The following is a 17,919-nucleotide window of genomic DNA, read 5'->3' as shown; positions in this document are numbered from 1 at the left end:
GAGGAAACAGGATGTTCAAGGTCCGCGTCATTCCCTGCCTCGACGTCAAGGACGGACGGGTCGTCAAGGGCGTCAACTTCGTCAACCTGCGCGATGCCGGCGATCCGGTGGAGGCGGCGATCGCCTATGACGCCGCAGGCGCCGACGAGCTCTGCTTCCTCGACATCACCGCCACCCATGAGAACCGCGGCATCATGCTGGACGTCGTCCGGCGCACGGCGGAGGCCTGCTTCATGCCGGTCACGGTCGGCGGTGGCGTGCGCACCATCGACGACATCAAGACCCTGCTGCGTTCCGGCGCCGACAAGGTCTCGATCAATTCGGCCGCGGTGAGCAGGCGCGAATTCGTCAAGGAGGCGGCCGAGAAGTTCGGCGAGCAGTGCATCGTGGTCGCGATCGACGCCAAGTCCGTGTCGCGCCCTGGCGGCGGCAGCCGCTGGGAGATCTTCACCCATGGCGGCCGCAAATCGACCGGCATCGACGCGCTGGAATACGCCCAGGAGGTGGTATCGCTGGGGGCAGGGGAGATCCTGTTGACCTCGATGGACCGCGACGGCACCCGCCAAGGCTTCGACCTGCCGCTGACCCGGGCGGTCGCCGACAGCGTCCCGGTGCCGGTGATCGCCTCCGGGGGTGTCGGTAACCTCGATCATCTGGTGGACGGCATCCGCGAGGGCCGCGCGACCGCGGTGCTGGCGGCGTCGATCTTCCATTTCGGGGAATTTACCATCCGGCAGGCCAAGGAGCACATGGTGCGCCAGGGCCTGCCGATGCGGCTCGATCCCTGACGACATTGCGTCGCAAAAATGTTAGATGAACGCTGGTCCGGCCGCCGTGGTCGGGCAGGCGTTCCGAGTACCGGCTGATGTCCCGCTTCACGCTTCACGATCTCGCTGCCATCATCGACGCGCGCGCCGCGGCGGGCGGCGAGGCGTCCTATACGCGCAAGCTGCTCGACAAGGGGCCGCCGCAATGCGCCAAGAAGATGGGCGAGGAGGCGGTCGAGACCGTCATTGCCGCTGTTGGCACCGACCGCGAGCATCTGATCTCCGAAAGCGCCGATCTGCTTTTTCATCTGTTGGTGTTGTTGAAGTCGCGCGACGTCCGGCTCGAGGAGGTCGAGGCGGCGCTCGGCAAGCGCACCGGTCAATCGGGACTGGAAGAAAAGGCGTCGCGCAAGACGGAGTAGGGCGCGACGGCGGGGAAACGAAGGGCAGCGTCATGGATATGCGCACCACCGAACAACAATATAATCCGTACCGCGTCTTCACCCGCGAACAATGGGCCGAGCTGCGCAACGACACGCCGATGACCTTGGAGCCCGGCGAGTTCTCCAAGCTGCGGTCGATGCACGATCGTCTCGACCTTCAGGAGGTCGAGGACATCTACCTCCCGCTGTCGCGACTGCTGTCGATGTATGTCGACGCGGCGCAGCGGCTGTACTACGCGCAGCGCCAGTTCCTCGGCATCCGCGACCGCAAGATGCCCTACATCATCGGCGTCGCCGGCTCGGTGGCGGTCGGCAAGTCGACCACCGCGCGCGTGCTGCAGGCGTTGCTGACCCGCTGGTCGCCGCGGCCCAAGGTCGATCTCATCACCACCGACGGCTTCCTGTATCCGAACGCGGTGCTGGAGCGGCAGGGCCTGATGCAGAAGAAGGGCTTTCCGGAAAGCTATGACCTGCCGCGGCTGCTCGGCTTTCTCTCCGACATCAAGGCCGGCCGCCATCCGGTGCGCGCGCCGGTGTATTCCCATCTGAGCTACGACATCGTCCCCAATCAGTGGACCGAGATCGACCAGCCGGACATCCTCATCGTCGAAGGCGTCAACGTGCTGCAGACCGGTCCGCTGCCGCGCGACGGCAAGGCCGTGCCGGTCGTCTCCGACTTCTTCGACTTCTCGGTCTATATCGATGCCGACGAGGCGATCCTGCGCAAATGGTACGTCAAGCGCTTCCTGTCGCTGCGCGACACGGCGTTCCATGATCCCAGGTCCTACTTCAACCGCTACGCGCTGCTGTCGGACGAGGAGGCCATCGCCACCGCGATCGCGATCTGGGAGCGCACCAACTTGGCCAATCTCGAGGACAACATCCTCCCGACACGGCCGCGCGCGACCCTGATCCTGAAGAAGGGCGCGGATCACGAGATCGAGACGGTGGCGCTGAGGCGGTTGTAAACGGGGCCGGCGGGCGCGGCGCCGGGCTGATCCGCCCCAACTAATTCCTTACGCTGGCACCTGTCGCGCCGCCGCCAGATTCGCCAGCGCCTCGTCGAGCTTGTCGCGATCGATCGGCTTGACCAGGAACCCATCCATGCCCGCCTCGAAGCAGGCGTAGCGGTCCTCGACCAGCGCGTTGGCCGTCAGCGCCAGGATCGGGGTGCGCCCGCCGGGCTCGCTGGCCTCGATGGCGCGGATGCGCCTGGCGGCAGCGATGCCGTCGAGCTTCGGCATCTGCACATCCATCAGGATCAGATCGTACGGCGCGCCGGCCGAGCGTGCCGCGAGCCAGGAGTCCAGCGCCGCTTCGCCATGCACGGCGATGTCGGCGTGATGGCCGAGCTTGGTCAGCAGCGAGCGCATCAGGAGCGCGTTGATGTCGTTGTCCTCGGCGACGAGGATCGACAGGCCCGCGCCGGCCTGAGCCGCGATCGGCGGCGCGATCGTCGGGACTGGATCGTCGGCGAGGACCGTGCCGTCGGTGTCGAAGCTCACGCGCGCGGCGAGCGAAGCGGCGCGCAGCGGCTTGACGAGATAGCCGTGGAATGGCGCCGCCGGTGCCAGCTCGTGGCGGCTCGCCGGCGTCACCAGCACGATCAGCCGTGTCGTATGGTGGTGCGCGACCCGGCCCAGACGCAGCGATTCATCGCTGCCGATGGCATCGTCGACCAGCACGGCATGCCAAGCGCGTTCGGGCAGCAGGGCCTCCGCCACCTCGGCCTCCGCGACCAGGCAGGTCTGCGCGCCCCAGTTCTGCAGGCGCCGTTCGATCAGCTCGGCCTGCAGCCCGGCCGGCGCGACCAGCATGATCGACTGTCCGGCGAGGTCGGGGCCGCGGAAGCTGTTCTGCTCGCCGCGCTCCAGCGCCGGCGGCAGCGGCACCGCCACCTCGAAGGTCGAGCCGGCGCCGAGCTGGCTTTGCAGCGAAATGCGCCCGCCCATGCGCTTGACGATCCGGTCGGAGATCGCGAGCCCGAGCCCGGTGCCGCCGAAGCTGCGCGCCACGCTGTCGTCGGCCTGCTCGAATTCGCGGAAGATGCGCTCCTGCGCGTCGGCTGCGATGCCGATGCCGGTGTCGCGCACCTGGAAGCTGATCTCGTTCGGCCAGATGCCGGGCTCGGCGATCAGCGCAACGCCGCCCGTCGCGGTGAACTTGATGGCGTTGCCGGCGAGGTTGAGCAGCACCTGGCGCAGCCGCGCGGCGTCGCCCGTCACCCAGGTCGGCAGCCGCTCGTCGAGATAGGCCGCGATCTCCAACTGCTTGGCCTGCGCGCGCGGCGCCAGCAATTCGGCGATCTCCTCGATCAGCGCCGCCAGCGAGAACGGCTGCGCCTCGAGCGCCAGCTTGCCGGCCTCGATCTTGGAATAGTCGAGCAGCTCGTTGATCAGCGACATCAAGGCCTCACCCGAGGTGCGGACCGCCTTGGCGTAGGTCGTCTGCTCCGGCGTGAGCTGCGTGTCGAGCAACAGGCCGCTCATGCCGAGGATGCCGTTCAGCGGCGTGCGGATCTCGTGGCTCGCCATCGCCAGGAAGCGCGACTTGGCGCGGTTCGCGGCGTTGGCCTGGTCGCGCGCCTCCGCCAGCGCGCGCTCGGTTTCGGTGCGGTCGGTGACGTCGCGGCCTACGCATTGCAGCACGGCGGGCTGGCCGGCGTCGGAGCGCACCAGCGCCTCGCGCCACGCGATCCAGCGCGGCCCGATCGCGCTCTCGATGCGCTGGTCGTGGACGCGGGTGCCGCTCGGCTCCAGCGCGCTGTCGCCCTGCTCGATCAGCTGGAAGGTGAACGCGCTGCCGAGCAGCTTGTCGCGGTCGAGACCCGCCATCCGGCAATAGGCGTCGTTGACGAAGATGATGCTGCCGTCGCGCGCACGCATGACGATGAGGTCGCCCTGCTGCTCGAACAGATTGCGGGCGCGCTGCTCGGCTTCCTGGAGCTCCCAGTTCCGGTCGGCCAGCACCTCGTTGTGAAGCGCGATCTTGTGCAGCTTCCTGGCGACGAAGCGCAGCCGCATGCTGAGCGTGGCCAGGCCGACGCAGGCGAGCGCGAACAGGAAGCTGGCGCCGATCGCGAAGGCGTGCGGATTGTAGCCGGAGTTCGGGGAGACGCTGGCCTTGATGAAGCCGTAGGCGCCGCCGAAGCCGGCGGAGAAGATCATCAGCGAGCGCAGGATCGCGAAGATGGTGCGGTGACGGCGCATGAACCGGCGCAGGCGCAGCCTGACGTGAAAAATCGGTCCCATCTCGATCACCCCCAGCTTCCGATCCCAATGTCCTCGCCGACCCCGCACCATGCGGCGTCGGTATTGCTGAGACTTTGAAAGGTCATGCCCACGCCAGCCGGCGGTGCAGAGATGGTGAACCGGGCGTTAGCCCGAGTCACAGAACCGGGTTGGCCGGCGATGAGAAATGATTACGGGCCGCGACGATCAATGCGGCAGCGTCCCCGGCCGTCGTGTGGCTGGAGCGGACGTAGATGCGATAGTCGGCGCGGCCATCGGCATCATCACGGGCGAGATAGATCAGGGACGTGCCGGGACGCGGGTCGGCAGCGATGGCGACGAGCTGGGTGGCTGCCGTGATGCCGCAACCCTGGTCCTCCGTCACGGGCGCATCGTCGACCACGACGACATCGGCCGTCTCCGGACTGTCGGCCAGCGCCACGCGCACCGTCGCCAGCCCCGGATCATCGGTGAAATCGACATGCAGATCGGCGTGGAACGGCGCCGAGCCGAGCGCGACGGAGTCGGCGCCGACGGCAATGCAGGGCTGGGGGGAGGGCGCCAATTCGATCTTGGCGAAGACCACGGCCGCGATCAGCGGCACGGCCGAAACGATGACCTTGAAACGCAACATGATACGCACCGACGCGGCAGGCCCGAGGACGAAACGCGGGCCTTATGGTTGTCGGAGCGTAAAGAGAAGTCGTTACCAGAGTGTTGAAGGGGCGGGCAGTCACGCCGCGTGACGATTGTCCTCCGCCAGCGCGCGATACGACAGCGCTTCGGCCAGATGCAGCCGGCCGATCGCCTCGGCGTGATCGAGATCGGCGAGCGTCCGCGCCACGCGCAGCACGCGGTGATAGCCGCGCGCCGACAGCCGCATCGTCTCGGCGGCCTCGCGCAGCAGCTTCTGGCCGGGGGCGTCGAGCTTGGCGATCTCGTCGAGCACGGCGGCGGGCGCTTCGGCATTGGTCCTGACCTGCGGCAGGCCCGCTTTGGCATAGCGTTCGCGCTGCAGGTCGCGCGCGGCGGCGACGCGGGCAGCGACCTCGGCCGAGCCTTCCTTGGACGGCGGCAGGATCAGGTCGGCGGCGGTGACGGCGGGGACCTCGATGCGCAGATCGATGCGGTCCATCAGCGGGCCGGAGATGCGCGTCTGGTAGTCGGCCGTGCAGCGGTCGATGCGGCCGCGCTTGCAGGCATAGCCGGGCTCGAAGGCGTTGCCGCAGCGGCATGGATTCATCGCCGCGACCAGCATGAAGCGGGCAGGGTAGGTGACGCGGTGGTTGGCGCGCGAGATCGAGACCTCGCCGTTCTCCAGCGGCTGCCGCAGCGAATCCAGCACGCGCGGATCGAACTCCGGCAACTCGTCGAGGAACAGCACGCCCTGATGCGCCAGCGAGATCTCGCCGGGGCGGGCGCGCAGGCCGCCGCCGGTCAGCGCCGCCATGCTGGCGGAATGATGCGGGCTGCGGAACGGCCGCCGGTTGGTCAGCGCGCCGCCCTCGATCTCGCCGGCGACCGAGGCGATCATCGACACTTCCAAGAGCTCGGCCGGCGACAGCGGCGGCAGGATCGAGGGCAGCCGCGCCGCCAGCATCGACTTGCCGGCGCCCGGCGAGCCGATCATCAAGAGATGATGCCCGCCGGCGGCGGCGATCTCGAGCGCGCGCTTGCCGCTCTCCTGGCCCTTGATGTCGCGCAGGTCGAGCAGGCTGGCCGGCGCCTCCTGGATCTTCGGCTGCGGCCGCGACAGCACCTGCGTGCCCTTGAAGTGGTTGGCGATCTGGATCAGCGATGTCGCCGCGATGATCTGCAGATCGGGGCTCGCCCACGCCGCCTCGGCGCCGCAGGCGGCCGGGCAGATCAGGCCTTCCTCGCGGCCATTGGCGCCGATGGCGGCGGGCAGCACGCCGGCGACCGGCGCGATCGAGCCGTCGAGGCCGAGCTCGCCGAGCACGGTGAATCCGCCGAGCGCATCCGGTGGAATGGCGCCGATCGCGGCCATCAGGCCGAGCGCGATCGGCAGGTCGTAATGGCTGCCTTCCTTCGGCACGTCGGCCGGCGCCAGGTTGACGGTGATGCGCCGCGCCGGCAGCGCCAGCCCCGAGGCGATCAGCGCCGAGCGCACCCGCTCGCGCGCCTCCGACACCGCCTTGTCCGGCAGGCCAACGATCGCGAACGCCGGCAGGCCAGGCGCGACCTGGACCTGCACGTCGACCGCGCGGGCCTCGATCCCCTCAAAGGCGACGGTGGAAACGCGCTGGACCATGATGCCCCTCCCGGGCAGGGAGGCTAGCGGAAGCAGGCATTGTTCGCAAGAACAATACGGGAACATTGTCGTTGCCGCGCTCTGCTGCAATCCATTAACGACAGCCGCGTGAGGTTGCAGCTCCGGCCGCTGGGCTTAACGCCCCTTTAGTCCGGCCTTCGCATTCTTCCGCAATCGATGATCGACCCGCGCCTCCGTCACGGCCGAGAGGCGCCCAACGAGGGACGTGTGATGCCTCCAGCGCCCGCGGCAGCTCCGACCGCCAAGACGCCCGCCGGTGATGCGCGGACGGTGTCCGAGCTCGCCACCGACATGCTGCGCCGGACCACCAGCCTGTTCCTGGCCGGTCCGCGGCCGGCGTCCGCCGAGCAGCTCGATCTCTACGATCAGATGTTCGCCCGGCTGATGCCGCAGGTCGCGACCGAACTGCTGGCCGAGCTGAGCATGGCGCTCGCCGGCGTCGAGCGCGCGCCTTACGCGACGGCGCGGATGCTCGCCGTTCACCCCGAATTGCGCGTCGCCGGGCCGATGCTGGCCAAGGCGGCGGTGTTGACCGAGCGCGACCTCGCCGAGTTCATCCGCACCGGCAGCCCGGCGCATCTCGTCGCGCTCGCCAGCCGCAGGGGCATCGGCGACAACCTCACGACGCAGCTGATCGCGCGCGGCTTTCCGGCGGTGCGCATGGCGCTGGCGCAGAACCTCACAGCAAAGCTGTCCGAGGATGGCTATCGCAGCCTGTTCAAGATCGCCGAGCGCGATGAGGATCTCGCCGAGAAGCTCGCGCTGCGCACCGACCTGCCGGCCAAGCTGTCGCGGGCCTTCGTCGCCGCGGCCAGCGAGGGCGCCCGCGCCCGCTTCATCAAGGCCGCACCGCCGGCGACCCGCGCGACCCTTCAGGCGACGCCGACCCGCTCGCCCGGCGCGGCGATGCGCGCGATCTGGGACTATCAGCAGGTCAAGGCTGAGGTCGCCGCCCTCAGCCGCACCGGCAAGCTCGGCGACTCCGCCGTCAACCGCTTCTGTGCCACCGGCGATTTCCCTGCCGTGATCGCGGCGCTGGCGCTGCTCTGCGTCGTCACCATCGAGACGATCGAAACGCTGCTGGAGGAGGATCGCCTCACGGATCTGCTGCTGGCCTGCAAGGCGGCACGGCTGAGCTGGGCGACGACGTCGATGATCCTGCGCGACCGGCCCGGCTGCGACGCGCTTCCAGCCGATGACCTCGAGGAGGCGCGCAAGCGCTTCGAGAAGCTTGCGCTGTCCGAAGCGCAGTGGAAGGTGCGCGGGCTCGAATCGCGCTGAGCGAGCGCGGGAAGCGGCGTCAGCCCGGCGGGGTCGACGGGTAGGCCGTGAAGTCGATCTTGAACATCGCCGGGTCGAGCTTCTTGGTCGTATCGAGATTGTAGACGGCAATCGTGGTGTCGTAGCCCTGCGGATCGGTCACGGTCCACTGCTTGAGCTGGCCGTCCTTGGCGCCGAGCATCAGCATCAGCCGGCTGGTGCCGATCAGGGCCTGCTTCTCCTCGATCGTGATCGTGACGTAGAGGTCGTCGGCGGCGACCGCGATCACGTTGGTGTCCTTCAACAGGTCGATGCGGTCGGACAAGAGATAGCGCAGCGGCGTCTGCGACAGCGGATAGACGTCCTGGGTGGCGAGCTTGCGGTCGCGCACCACCAGCGAGGAGCCGTCGGCGATGATGTCGATCGGGGTCGGCGGGTCATATTCGAAGCGGACCTTGCCGGGCTTCTGGATGTAGAAATCACCCTTGGTCTTGCTGCCGTCCGGGCCGACCTGGACGAAATTCCCGACCAGCGTCTGCAGCGACGACAGATAGGCGCTGACCTTGGCCGCCTGCGCCTTCTGGTTGGCGTCGAACGAGGTGAAGATGCTGGCCGGCACGTTGCGCCGGGGATCGGGAATGACCGGATTGGGCGGGGCCGTCTGGGTGGTCGAGGGGCTCTGGCCGGCCCGCTGCTGGTCGGAGGCGCTGAGCTGGGAGCCGCTCTTCGGGCCTGATTTCGGAGCCGGCGTGCCTTGCGCGGCGGCGTGACCGGACGCTCCGGCGATGGAGCATGTCGTCACGGCGCAGGCGACCAGCCAGGCGCCGATCCGGCGCCCGCGCCAGGCTGCGTGATACGAAAACGTGCTGTTCAACAAGGAGCTTTTCAAAACGACGTCCTGAGGTTTTACGCGTTCTATCCCGGTTCGGCCGGGCAGCGTGATCGTAATCGCGTGAAGATCGGGCACCGAAGCGGCGTTTCTGCGGCCATCGGGCCGTCAGAACCCGCCTTCCTCCTCGGGCACCAGGATCTCGCGCTTGCCGGCGTGGTTGGCCTGGCCGACGATGCCTTCCTGTTCCATCCGCTCCATCAGCGAAGCGGCCTTGTTATAGCCGATCTGCAGCCGCCGTTGAATGTAGCTGGTGGAGGCCTTGCGGTCGCGCTTGACCACGGCGACCGCCTGCGAGAACAGGTCGTCGCCGCCGCCACCGCCGCCCATGCCGGTGGCGTCGAACACGGCGCCATCCTCCTCGCTCGGCTCCTCGGCGGTGACCGCCTCGAGATATTCCGGCGAGCCCTGGGCCTTGAGATGCTTGACCACCTTCTCGACCTCCTCGTCGGAGCAGAACGGGCCGTGCACGCGGCTGATGCGGCCGCCGCCGGCCATGTAGAGCATGTCGCCCTGGCCGAGCAGCTGCTCGGCGCCCATCTCGCCCAGGATGGTGCGGCTGTCGATCTTCGACGTCACCTGGAAGGAGATGCGGGTCGGGAAGTTGGCCTTGATGGTGCCGGTGATGACGTCGACCGACGGACGCTGCGTCGCCAGGATGACGTGCAGGCCGGCGGCGCGCGCCATCTGGGCGAGGCGCTGCACCGTGCCCTCGATGTCCTTGCCGGCGACCATCATCAGGTCGGCCATCTCGTCGACGATGATGACGATGTAGGGCAGGGGATCGAGGTCGAGCTTCTCTTCCTCGTAGATCGCCTTGCCGCTCTCCTTGTCGAAGCCGGTATGGACGGTGCGGGTCAGCTCCTCGCCCTTGGCGCGCGCTTCGCCGAGACGGGCGTTGTAGCCGTCGATGTTGCGCACGCCGAGCTTGGCCATCTTCTTGTAGCGCTCCTCCATCTCGCGCACGGCCCATTTCAGCGCGACCACGGCCTTCTTCGGGTCGGTCACGACGGGCGTGAGGAGATGCGGGATGCCGTCATAGACGGAAAGCTCGAGCATCTTCGGGTCGACCATGATGAGGCGGCACTGATCGGGGCGCAGCCGATACACCAGGCTCAGGATCATGGTGTTGATCGCGACCGACTTGCCCGAGCCGGTGGTGCCGGCGATCAGCATGTGCGGGGTGCGGGCGAGATCGATGATGATGGATTCGCCGCCGATGTTCTTGCCGAGGCAGAGCGGCAGCTTGGCGACGCTCTCGGTCGCCTCCTTGGCGACCAGCAGCTCGCGCAAGTAGACCTTCTCGCGGTGCACATTGGGCAGCTCGATGCCGATGGCGTTGCGGCCGGGCACGACGGCGACGCGCGCCGACAGCGCGCTCATCGAGCGGGCGATGTCGTCGGCGAGGCCGATCACGCGGGACGATTTGATGCCGGGCGCCGGCTCCAGCTCGTACAGCGTGACGACCGGGCCGGGATGCGCCTTGACGATCTCGCCGCGCACGCCGAAATCCTGCAGCACGCCTTCCAGCGCGCGCGAATTGGCCTCCAGCTCGCTCTTCGACAGCGGCTGGCGGTCGGACGATTTCGGCGCCGCCAGCATCGAGACCGACGGCAGGTCGTATTTGTCGTTGGACTTTTTCGCAGGAGTCTTCGGCGCCGGCTTCTTGCGCGACTTCGGAGCGGGCTCCTCCTCCTCTTCTTCGTCCTCGCCCTCCTCGGCTTCTTCCTCGTCGCCGCCGTCCTCGTCCATCTCGGGCGCGAGCGTCGGCTTGCCCTGGCCGCGGCCGAGGCTCGGCTCCTGCCGGCCTGCGGCGGCGGCGCGCGGCTGCGGTCCTGACGACACCAGCGCGCGGTAGGCCGTGCTCAGGAACCAGACGACCTGGGCCTTGGCGCTCATGATGGCATGGAACACCCAGCCGAGCCGGATCGCCTTGCGGTCGTCGTCATCCTCCGGGTCGGCCAGCGGCGTGTCGTCGTCCTCGTCGGCGAGCAGGCTCGGGTCGGCTTCCTTCGCGCCCATGCCGCCGGCCACCAGCAGGCAGCCGATCATCGCCACCAGAAGAAGGGCGCCGAGCACCAGCCGATAGATCACGCCGGGCGGTCCGAACACCACGGCCGGTGCGCGCACCAGGGCATCGCCGACGACACCGCCGAGACCGGTCGGCAGCGGCCAGGCATGGGAGCGTGGCCAGCAGCTGGCAAAGCCGGCGGCGATGACGGCGCCGAGAATCCAGGCGCCGAAGCGCAGCGCCTCGCGGTCGAACGGCCGGTGCGTCATCATCCGCCAGCCGCGGATCGAAAGCGGCAGGATCGCCATGATCGAGCCGAGACCGAGGATCTGCATCAGGAGATCGGCACTGATCGCGCCGGGATAGCCGACGATGTTGCGGATCGCGCGCGAGGTGGCGTGGCTCAGGCTGGGATCCTGCACCGACCACGTCATCAGCGCCGCCGCGGCCACGCCGCACAGCGCGATCAGGCAGAGGCCCGCGAGCTCGCGCAGCCGCCGCACCAGCGCGTCGCGCAGCGACGTCGGCAGGTGGTTGACCAGGGGAATGACTCGTTCGATCGCCGGCATCTGCATCAGCCCCGCGATTATCCCAGGACCTCGACCAGCCGGTGCAACGCCTCACCGGTGGATTCGGCATCGGCCACCAGCGCCAGCCTGATGTAGCCGAGGCCCGGATTGAAGCCGTCGGCCTGCGGCCGCGCCAGGTAGCTGCCGGGCACCACGCGCACGCCGGCGTCGCGATACAGCCGCAACGTCACCTCCTCGTCGCCGCCGTGGTCCGCGACGTCGAGCCAGACGCAGAAGCCGCCATCGGGCCGCCTGTAGCCATAGCGGTTGCCGATGATCTGGTCGGCGAGATCGAACTTGGCGCGGTACAGCCGCCGGTTCTCCTCGACATGGGCCTCGTCGGCATAGGCGGCGACCGCCACGTGCTGCAGCGGCACCGGCACCTGCGGCGCGGCGACATTGCGCAGCTCGTGAAAGCCCGCGAGGAATCGGCGGTCGCCGGCGGCGAAGCCGATCCGCATGCCCGGCACGTTGGAGCGCTTCGACAGTGACTGGAACGCGACCACATTGGTGTAGTCGGGCCCGGCATGCTCCAGCATGCTGCCGGGCGCCGCCTTCGTGTAGATCTCCGAATAGCATTCGTCGCTGAAGATCAGGAAGCCGTAGGCGTTGGCGAGCCGGACCAGCTTGCGCATATAGTCCGCTGATGCCACGGAGCCTTGCGGGTTGGCCGGCGTCGCGAGGTAGAACGCGATCGTGCGCGCCAGGGTCGCCTCGTCGATCGCATCGAGATCGGGCAGGAAGCCGTTGTCGCGCGTGGTCGGCAGATAGATGGACTCGCAGCCGGCGGTGCGGGCGCCGACGCCATACACCGGATAGAACGGGTTCGGCATCAGGATCGCGGGCCGTCCGCGGCGCGGGCCGACATGGCGGAGCGCCGCATGGGCGGCGAAGAACAGGCCCTCGCGGCTGCCGTTCAGGACCAGAATCTCGTGCTCGGGATCAACAGCGCGCGGCAGCGCGAATCGGCGCGACAGCCAGCCGGCGGCCGCCTTGCGGAACGGCTCGATGCCCTTGGCCGCGGGGTAGCGGCCGAACTCGGCGATGTGCTGGGCCAATACAGGTCCGACGAAGTCCGGCACCGGATGCTGCGGCTCGCCAACGGCGAGTGTGATCATCGGCTTGCCCGGCTTGTACGGGGCGAGCAGCTCGTTCAGCCGCGCAAACGGCGAGCGTTCGCTCTCCGAATGGCTGGCGCCAGCGGGCGCGGGGGATGAAGCGGTCATTGCCATACGTAAAACGCGCGCCAAACCAGTGGAAGCCGCCGATCGCCCATGAACCGGTGCCTGTGTGGTCACCATAGGTGGGGCGAGGTTAAGACGCGATTAACCATCGGCGCTGCGGCCCGTTTTGATCGGTTTTCCCGCCCCGATCCAGAGGCAATTTCGCAACAGCGGCGGACATTGTGGTGATTCGGGTGGGGCGGCGGGGAACCGTCTCATTTGGCTAGGCCCAAGCGGCCGCCAGCGCGCTGTGCGATACGGTGCCCTCGTCCCTTGTGGGAGAGGGCATCGCTGGCCCATCCGCGAGCGCGGTTGGGTGGGTTCTCTCCGCGGGCTGAACTTGTGAAGAGATACCCCTCACTCAACCGCGCCTGCCGCACGCTCATACATGCCCTCTCCCACAAGGGGAGAGGGCGCATTCATAAGCACCGCCGCAGATGACAAAAACGGGCGGCCCGGTGCGCCGGAATATCAATGGGAATCTGCGCGCACCGGGCCTTGGCCGAACTACTTGGGGGCTTAGTTCGGGTGATGGTCAATTAGCACCCTGGTTTTTCCCTTGTATTGCCAACTTCCGAAGATTTGTAGAATTTGATTTCGGAAGCCACCGAGTGCGGCGTGGATGGACCAATTGCTTAACGGAGATGTCCGTCTCAGCCGTGGCTTTCCGGTCGCAGCGCGGGCGACGCACTTATTAGCTGCTCATGCCCTCTGCCGCTCGGTTGGCCCGAGAATCTTGTCTGACCGGAAACACTCAGTCACATCCAGCATCATCAGACATTTCACGAAACGTGATCGGCGCATCGCGACCATCTTTGACGGGCATCAGCGATTCCGGTGGCGTGCCGACGAACGTCTGCGCGCCGAGGACTCTGACTTTCGAAAGAGCGTCGATGATGCGTCTGAGACTGCTGGGCGTGCTTGCCCTGATGCTGCTGGCCATGCCCGTTTCCTCGCTGCCCCGCATGGCCGCGGCGGCACCCGCCGTCGCCAGCGCGATCACCGTCGAGGGTAACAGGCGCGTCGAATCCGACACCATCCGCTCCTACTTTAAGCCGGGTCCCGCCGGCACGCTCGATGCCGGCCAGGTCGACGACGGTCTCAAGGCGCTGGTCGAGACCGGCCTGTTCGCCGACGTGAAGATCGACCGGCAGGGCGGCCGGCTGATCGTGCGCGTGGTCGAGAATCCCGTGATCGGCCGCGTCGCCTTCGAGGGCAACAAGAAGGTCAAGGACGAGCAGCTCACGGCGGAAGTGCAGTCGAAGCCGCGCGGCACGCTGTCCCGTCCGATGGTGCAGTCCGACGCGCAGCGCATCGCCGAGATCTATCGCCGCTCCGGCCGCTACGACGTCCGCGTCACGCCCGAGATCATCGAGCAGCCCAACAACCGCGTCGATCTCGTCTTCACCATCGAAGAGGGCGTCAAGACCGGCGTGAAGTCGATCAGCTTCGTCGGCAACAACGCCTATTCCGCCGCGCGCCTGCGCGACGTGATCAAGACCCACGAATCGAACTGGCTCAGCTTTCTCGGCAACAACGACGTCTACGACCCCGATCGCGTCGAGGCCGATCGAGACCTGATTCGCCGGTTCTATCTGAAGAACGGCTATGCCGACGTTCAGGTCGTCGCGGCGCTCAGCGAATACGACCCTGGGCAGAAGGGCTTCCTGGTCACGTTCCAGATCGAGGAAGGCCAGCAATACCGCGTCAGCTCGGTGCAGTTCCAGTCGAGCGTCGCGGCGCTCGACGCCAACACGCTGCGCGGCTATTCGCGCGTCAATGTCGGCGCGCTCTACAACGTCGAGCAGCTCGAGAAGTCGGTCGAGGAGATGCAGATCGAGGCGTCGCGCCGCGGCTTCGCCTTTGCCGTCGTGCGTCCGCGCGGCGACCGCAATCTGGAAGCCCATACGGTGGCGATCGTGTTCCAGGTCGACGAGGGCCCGCGCACCTATATCGAGCGCATCACCATCCGCGGCAACACCCGCACCCGCGACTACGTGATCCGGCGCGAGTTCGATCTGTCCGAGGGCGACGCCTACAACCGCGCGCTGGTCGACCGTGCCGAGCGCCGGCTGAAGAACCTGGATTTCTTCAAGGACGTGAAGATCACCGCCGAGCCGGGCTCGTCGAGCGACCGCGTCATCCTCGTGGTCAATCTGGAGGAGAAGTCGACCGGCGATTTCTCGATCTCGGGCGGCTATTCCACCACCGACGGCGCCCTGGCCGAGGTCTCGATCTCCGAGCGCAATTTCCTCGGCCGCGGCCTGTACGCCAAGGCGGCGGTCACCTACGGACAATATACCCGCGGCGTGTCGCTGTCCTTTGTCGAGCCCTATCTGCTGGACTACCGCGTGGCGCTCGGGCTGGACGTCTCCTATCGTCAGCAGCTCGCCAACAGCTATACGAGCTACGGCACGCGCACGATCGGCTTCAGCCCGCGGCTCGGCTTCCAGCTGCGCGAGGACCTGTCGCTGCAGCTGCGCTACTCGCTGTACCGGCAGGAGATCACGCTGCCGTCCTATCTGGCGAACTGCAACAACAACAACGCCAACGGCCTGCTCGCCTTCAATCCGACCCCGGCCTATATCCAGAGCGTGCTCGGCGGCGTCGATCCGACCAACGCGACCAGCTCCGGCGTCTATGGCTATGGCTGCTACGGCGACGGCGAATCCAGCCTGGCGGTGCGCAAGGAGCTGAATGACGGCGCCGCGCTGACCTCGGCGCTCGGCTACACTCTTACCTACAACACGCTCGACAACACCAAGAACCCGACCGACGGCCTGCTGATCGACTGGCGGCAGGATTTCGCCGGCGTCGGCGGCAATGTCAGCTATCTGAAGTCGGCGGTGGACGCGAAATATTACACCCCGCTGGTCGCCGATATCGTCAGCGTCATCCATCTGCAGGGCGGCATGCTGAACAAGATCGGCGACAAGGACCTGCGCATGCTCGACCACTACCAGATGGGCCCGACGCTGGTGCGCGGCTTCGCGTCCAACGGCATCGGGCCGCGCGACATCACCTATCGCAGCCTCGGCGCCACCGGCGATTCGCTGGGCGGCACCAAATATTGGGGCGCCTCCGCCGAGCTGCAGATGCCGTTCTGGTTCCTGCCCAAGGAAGTCGGCCTCAAGGGCGCCGTCTATGCCGACGCCGGCTCGCTGTGGGGCTATCAGGGCCCGACCTCCTGGGCCGCCACCGGCGAGGTCAACTCGGCCGCCTGCAAATGCGGCATGCTGTATGACGACAGCAAGGTCGTGCGCTCCTCCGTCGGCGTCGGCCTGATCTGGGCCTCCCCGTTCGGCCCGCTCCGCTTCGACTACGCGGTGCCGCTGTCCAAGGGCAAATACGACGTCACCCAGGAATTCCGGTTCGGCGGCGGCACGTCGTTCTGAGGGCGGGCGTGACGAACTCTGGGCAGTTATGACGTCGCTTTCCGTCGGTGACGCCGCCCTTGCCGCAACGACGGTGCGCTCCCCTCCCCGCAAGGGGGAGGGAAGCCGACCGTCCGGGCGGCACAGTCTTCGGCTACATGATCGCTCATGCGAGATCGCCTGACGTCGCTCGCATCCCTCCCATGCGCAAACTGCCCGTCGTGTTAGTTTGTCGCGATATTCGGCCTTGCGCCGTCGGGCAAATCACCTGCACATTTCCGCGCGTCCCTGCTGCCGCATGAGGGGCGTGTCGCGACCGTCACGAGACGTTGGCAGTGGGATGCGATGGGCGTGTGTGGCTGCAGCGTGGATCCGTCTGCGCGGACGAACGGCGATGCACGCACGGTCAAGTCGCGCGGTCCTGATATCCCGACGCTGATATCAAGCGGGTGGCGATGCCCTGGCGTGTCGCGCTCGTGATGGTGGCCAGCAAGCCGGCGCACCAGGGAGAACGCGAAGCAGCCGTTAAAACCGTTGCGCAGGGAGGGCCGGGTGTGTTCGGCCAGACCTGTGGTACCTGCCGCCTGCATTTTCTTTCGCAGGCGGGCCACGGGCGCGGCCAGCGCCCGGCCTTCCCTGCGCCCTCTGTTTGTTTGAGGGCGATGAGTTTCAGCACAGCTCGGGCGCACCGTGTCGCGAGGATGAGACCGCACGATTTCAATCTGCTTTTCGGAGGCGGCGCTCGATGCGCCAACCTCCACTGTCGTCCCGGACAAGCGCGAAGCGCGCAGATCCGGGACCCATAACCACAGGGCTAAATTGTCGTGCTCGATACTGGCCGCCTGCCTGTTTCAGACATCACGCGGTATGGGTCCCCGCGTTCGCGGGGACGACACCGGTGGGGTCGCGCGTGATAGGCCCGCCCGACAGTGGTTATCCCGTGAGACCAGGCCCGAGGTCCTCTGTCGTTGTAGGGAACGTTCGGCATGTTTGATATGCAAGCCCCCTCAATCCCTGTAGCCCGGCGTCTGGATGAACCCACGATTCCAAGTCGGGCTGATGAGGATCTCGTTGATGCACACGCGCGGCGGCATGTTGGCGACGAAAGCAATGGTGCGGCCGAGATCCTCCGGATGCAGCATCCGCGCCTGCTCCTCCGCGCTCGGCACCACAGGGCGCTGCTCCAGGATCGGCGTCGCGACTTCGCCCGGCATCAGGCAGCACGCGCGCAAGCCATTCACACATTCTTCCATGTTGAAGGAGTGCGTCAGCGCCAGCACCGCGTGCTTGGTCGAGGTGTAGGCCGGCCCCGGCATCTTCGAGACGTGGCGCCCGGCCCAGGACGAGACGTTGATGATGGTGCCGTCCGCTTGCGCGCGCATCGCCGGCAGCACTGCCTTCATGCAATACAGCACGCCGTTGAGATTGATCTCGACGAGCTGGTTCCAGCCGTCGAGCGTCATGTCGTCCCAGCGCCGCCTCGGTACGTTCACGCCGGCGGAGTTCACGAGGAGATCGATGCGGCCGTGCCGCATCAGGATGGCATCGGCGGCGGCCTGCACGTCCGCCGCCTTGGCGACGTCGAGCACGACAGCCTCGGCTGTGCCGCCGCTCGCCGCGACTCGCGCCACCACGGAGTCGAGCGCCGCCTTGCGACGGCCCGACACCACGACCGTCCAGCCATCGGACGCCAGCGCCAGCGCGCCGGCCTCGCCGATTCCGGTGCCGCCGCCCGTGATCCACGCGATCCGTTTCCCTTTGGTCATATCTTGGCGTCTCCCGTTGCCTTTGAAAGGGCGTTTTTGCTAAGGCAGCCTCGATCAGAGACGGCAACCCTGGCGACATCGCCGGTGCCATCCG

Annotated in this window: 13 protein-coding genes; 5 read left to right on the top strand and 8 right to left on the bottom strand. The window is 67.4% G+C overall.

Going from position 1 to position 17,919, the window contains the following annotated elements:
* The first annotated feature begins 11 nt into the window (after window positions 1-11).
* The 3 genes from hisF (at window position 12) to coaA (ending at window position 2,178) form a co-directional block, all read left to right on the top strand.
* Entirely contained in the window at window positions 12-788 is a 777-nt protein-coding gene (gene hisF / locus ACQR1D_RS01295) for an imidazole glycerol phosphate synthase subunit HisF (RefSeq protein ID WP_316183041.1), read from the top strand.
* Window positions 789-865: 77 nt separating this feature from the next.
* On the top strand, window positions 866-1,189 hold the full coding sequence (locus tag ACQR1D_RS01290) for a phosphoribosyl-ATP diphosphatase (protein WP_316183042.1): 324 nt from the start codon (window positions 866-868) through the stop codon (window positions 1,187-1,189).
* A 32-nt stretch (window positions 1,190-1,221) separates the two neighbouring features.
* Window positions 1,222-2,178, top strand: coding sequence for a type I pantothenate kinase (gene coaA / locus ACQR1D_RS01285; protein ID WP_315800864.1), 957 nt, complete (start codon window positions 1,222-1,224; stop codon window positions 2,176-2,178).
* A gap of 48 nt (window positions 2,179-2,226) precedes the next feature.
* Here the strand turns inward: coaA and ACQR1D_RS01280 are convergent, their stop codons facing one another.
* From ACQR1D_RS01280 to ACQR1D_RS01270, 3 genes are all read right to left on the bottom strand, one after another.
* Window positions 2,227-4,461 carry an ATP-binding protein gene (locus tag ACQR1D_RS01280; RefSeq protein WP_434893676.1) on the bottom strand — a complete coding sequence of 745 codons (2,235 nt, stop codon included), beginning with the start codon at window positions 4,459-4,461 and terminating at the stop codon, window positions 2,227-2,229.
* A 136-nt stretch (window positions 4,462-4,597) separates the two neighbouring features.
* Entirely contained in the window at window positions 4,598-5,074 is a 477-nt protein-coding gene (locus ACQR1D_RS01275; RefSeq protein WP_434838752.1) for a hypothetical protein, read from the bottom strand.
* A gap of 99 nt (window positions 5,075-5,173) precedes the next feature.
* On the bottom strand, window positions 5,174-6,712 hold the full coding sequence (locus ACQR1D_RS01270) for a YifB family Mg chelatase-like AAA ATPase (RefSeq protein WP_434838753.1): 1,539 nt from the start codon (window positions 6,710-6,712) through the stop codon (window positions 5,174-5,176).
* A 231-nt stretch (window positions 6,713-6,943) separates the two neighbouring features.
* Here ACQR1D_RS01270 and ACQR1D_RS01265 point away from each other — a divergent pair, with 231 nt between their 5' ends.
* The gene (locus ACQR1D_RS01265; protein WP_434893677.1) at window positions 6,944-8,014 is read left to right on the top strand and encodes a DUF2336 domain-containing protein; all 1,071 of its coding nucleotides are present in this window, start codon (window positions 6,944-6,946) and stop codon (window positions 8,012-8,014) included.
* A 19-nt stretch (window positions 8,015-8,033) separates the two neighbouring features.
* Here ACQR1D_RS01265 and ACQR1D_RS01260 read toward each other — a convergent pair whose 3' ends face one another.
* From ACQR1D_RS01260 to ACQR1D_RS01245, 4 genes are all read right to left on the bottom strand, one after another.
* A complete protein-coding gene (locus tag ACQR1D_RS01260) occupies window positions 8,034-8,822 on the bottom strand; it encodes an outer membrane lipoprotein carrier protein LolA (protein WP_409997877.1) in 789 nt (262 codons plus the stop codon).
* A 168-nt stretch (window positions 8,823-8,990) separates the two neighbouring features.
* Window positions 8,991-11,468 (bottom strand): DNA translocase FtsK, encoded by a 2,478-nt coding sequence (locus ACQR1D_RS01255; protein WP_315800859.1) that lies wholly within the window; start codon window positions 11,466-11,468, stop codon window positions 8,991-8,993.
* Window positions 11,469-11,479: 11 nt separating this feature from the next.
* Window positions 11,480-12,694 carry an aminotransferase class I/II-fold pyridoxal phosphate-dependent enzyme gene (locus ACQR1D_RS01250; protein ID WP_434893678.1) on the bottom strand — a complete coding sequence of 405 codons (1,215 nt, stop codon included), beginning with the start codon at window positions 12,692-12,694 and terminating at the stop codon, window positions 11,480-11,482.
* 745 nt (window positions 12,695-13,439) lie between these two features.
* Window positions 13,440-13,628 carry a hypothetical protein gene (locus tag ACQR1D_RS01245; RefSeq protein WP_434893715.1) on the bottom strand — a complete coding sequence of 63 codons (189 nt, stop codon included), beginning with the start codon at window positions 13,626-13,628 and terminating at the stop codon, window positions 13,440-13,442.
* Between ACQR1D_RS01245 and bamA the strand changes: the two genes are divergently transcribed.
* A complete protein-coding gene (gene bamA, locus ACQR1D_RS01240) occupies window positions 13,579-16,080 on the top strand; it encodes an outer membrane protein assembly factor BamA (RefSeq protein WP_434893679.1) in 2,502 nt (833 codons plus the stop codon). The two genes, ACQR1D_RS01245 and bamA, sit on opposite strands and share 50 nt — an antisense overlap.
* A gap of 986 nt (window positions 16,081-17,066) precedes the next feature.
* On the opposite strand, the gene ACQR1D_RS01235 is transcribed toward bamA, so the two are convergent.
* Window positions 17,067-17,825: an SDR family oxidoreductase gene (locus ACQR1D_RS01235; protein ID WP_434893680.1), complete on the bottom strand. Its 759-nt coding sequence runs from the start codon at window positions 17,823-17,825 to the stop codon at window positions 17,067-17,069.
* Between the last annotated feature and the right edge of the window lie 94 nt (window positions 17,826-17,919).

It is taken from the genome of Bradyrhizobium sp. HKCCYLRH2047 (genome assembly GCF_051168175.1).
Classification (GTDB): domain Bacteria; phylum Pseudomonadota; class Alphaproteobacteria; order Rhizobiales; family Xanthobacteraceae; genus Bradyrhizobium.
This window is presented reverse-complemented; position numbering and strand designations above follow the sequence as displayed.

Bases quoted from the DNA above. Each gene is read 5' to 3' on its own strand.
- ACQR1D_RS01270 (WP_434838753.1), bottom strand. From the start codon at position 6,712: ATGGTCCAGCGCGTTTCCACCGTCGCCTTTGAGGGGATCGAGGCCCGC.
- ACQR1D_RS01250 (WP_434893678.1), bottom strand. From the start codon at position 12,694: ATGGCAATGACCGCTTCATCCCCCGCGCCCGCTGGCGCCAGCCATTCG.
- ACQR1D_RS01275 (WP_434838752.1), bottom strand. From the start codon at position 5,074: ATGTTGCGTTTCAAGGTCATCGTTTCGGCCGTGCCGCTGATCGCGGCC.
- ACQR1D_RS01280 (WP_434893676.1), bottom strand. From the start codon at position 4,461: ATGGGACCGATTTTTCACGTCAGGCTGCGCCTGCGCCGGTTCATGCGC.
- hisF (WP_316183041.1), top strand. From the start codon at position 12: ATGTTCAAGGTCCGCGTCATTCCCTGCCTCGACGTCAAGGACGGACGG.
- bamA (WP_434893679.1), top strand. From the start codon at position 13,579: ATGATGCGTCTGAGACTGCTGGGCGTGCTTGCCCTGATGCTGCTGGCC.
- ACQR1D_RS01245 (WP_434893715.1), bottom strand. From the start codon at position 13,628: ATGGCCAGCAGCATCAGGGCAAGCACGCCCAGCAGTCTCAGACGCATC.
- ACQR1D_RS01265 (WP_434893677.1), top strand. From the start codon at position 6,944: ATGCCTCCAGCGCCCGCGGCAGCTCCGACCGCCAAGACGCCCGCCGGT.
- ACQR1D_RS01290 (WP_316183042.1), top strand. From the start codon at position 866: ATGTCCCGCTTCACGCTTCACGATCTCGCTGCCATCATCGACGCGCGC.
- coaA (WP_315800864.1), top strand. From the start codon at position 1,222: ATGGATATGCGCACCACCGAACAACAATATAATCCGTACCGCGTCTTC.
- ACQR1D_RS01235 (WP_434893680.1), bottom strand. From the start codon at position 17,825: ATGACCAAAGGGAAACGGATCGCGTGGATCACGGGCGGCGGCACCGGA.
- ACQR1D_RS01255 (WP_315800859.1), bottom strand. From the start codon at position 11,468: ATGCAGATGCCGGCGATCGAACGAGTCATTCCCCTGGTCAACCACCTG.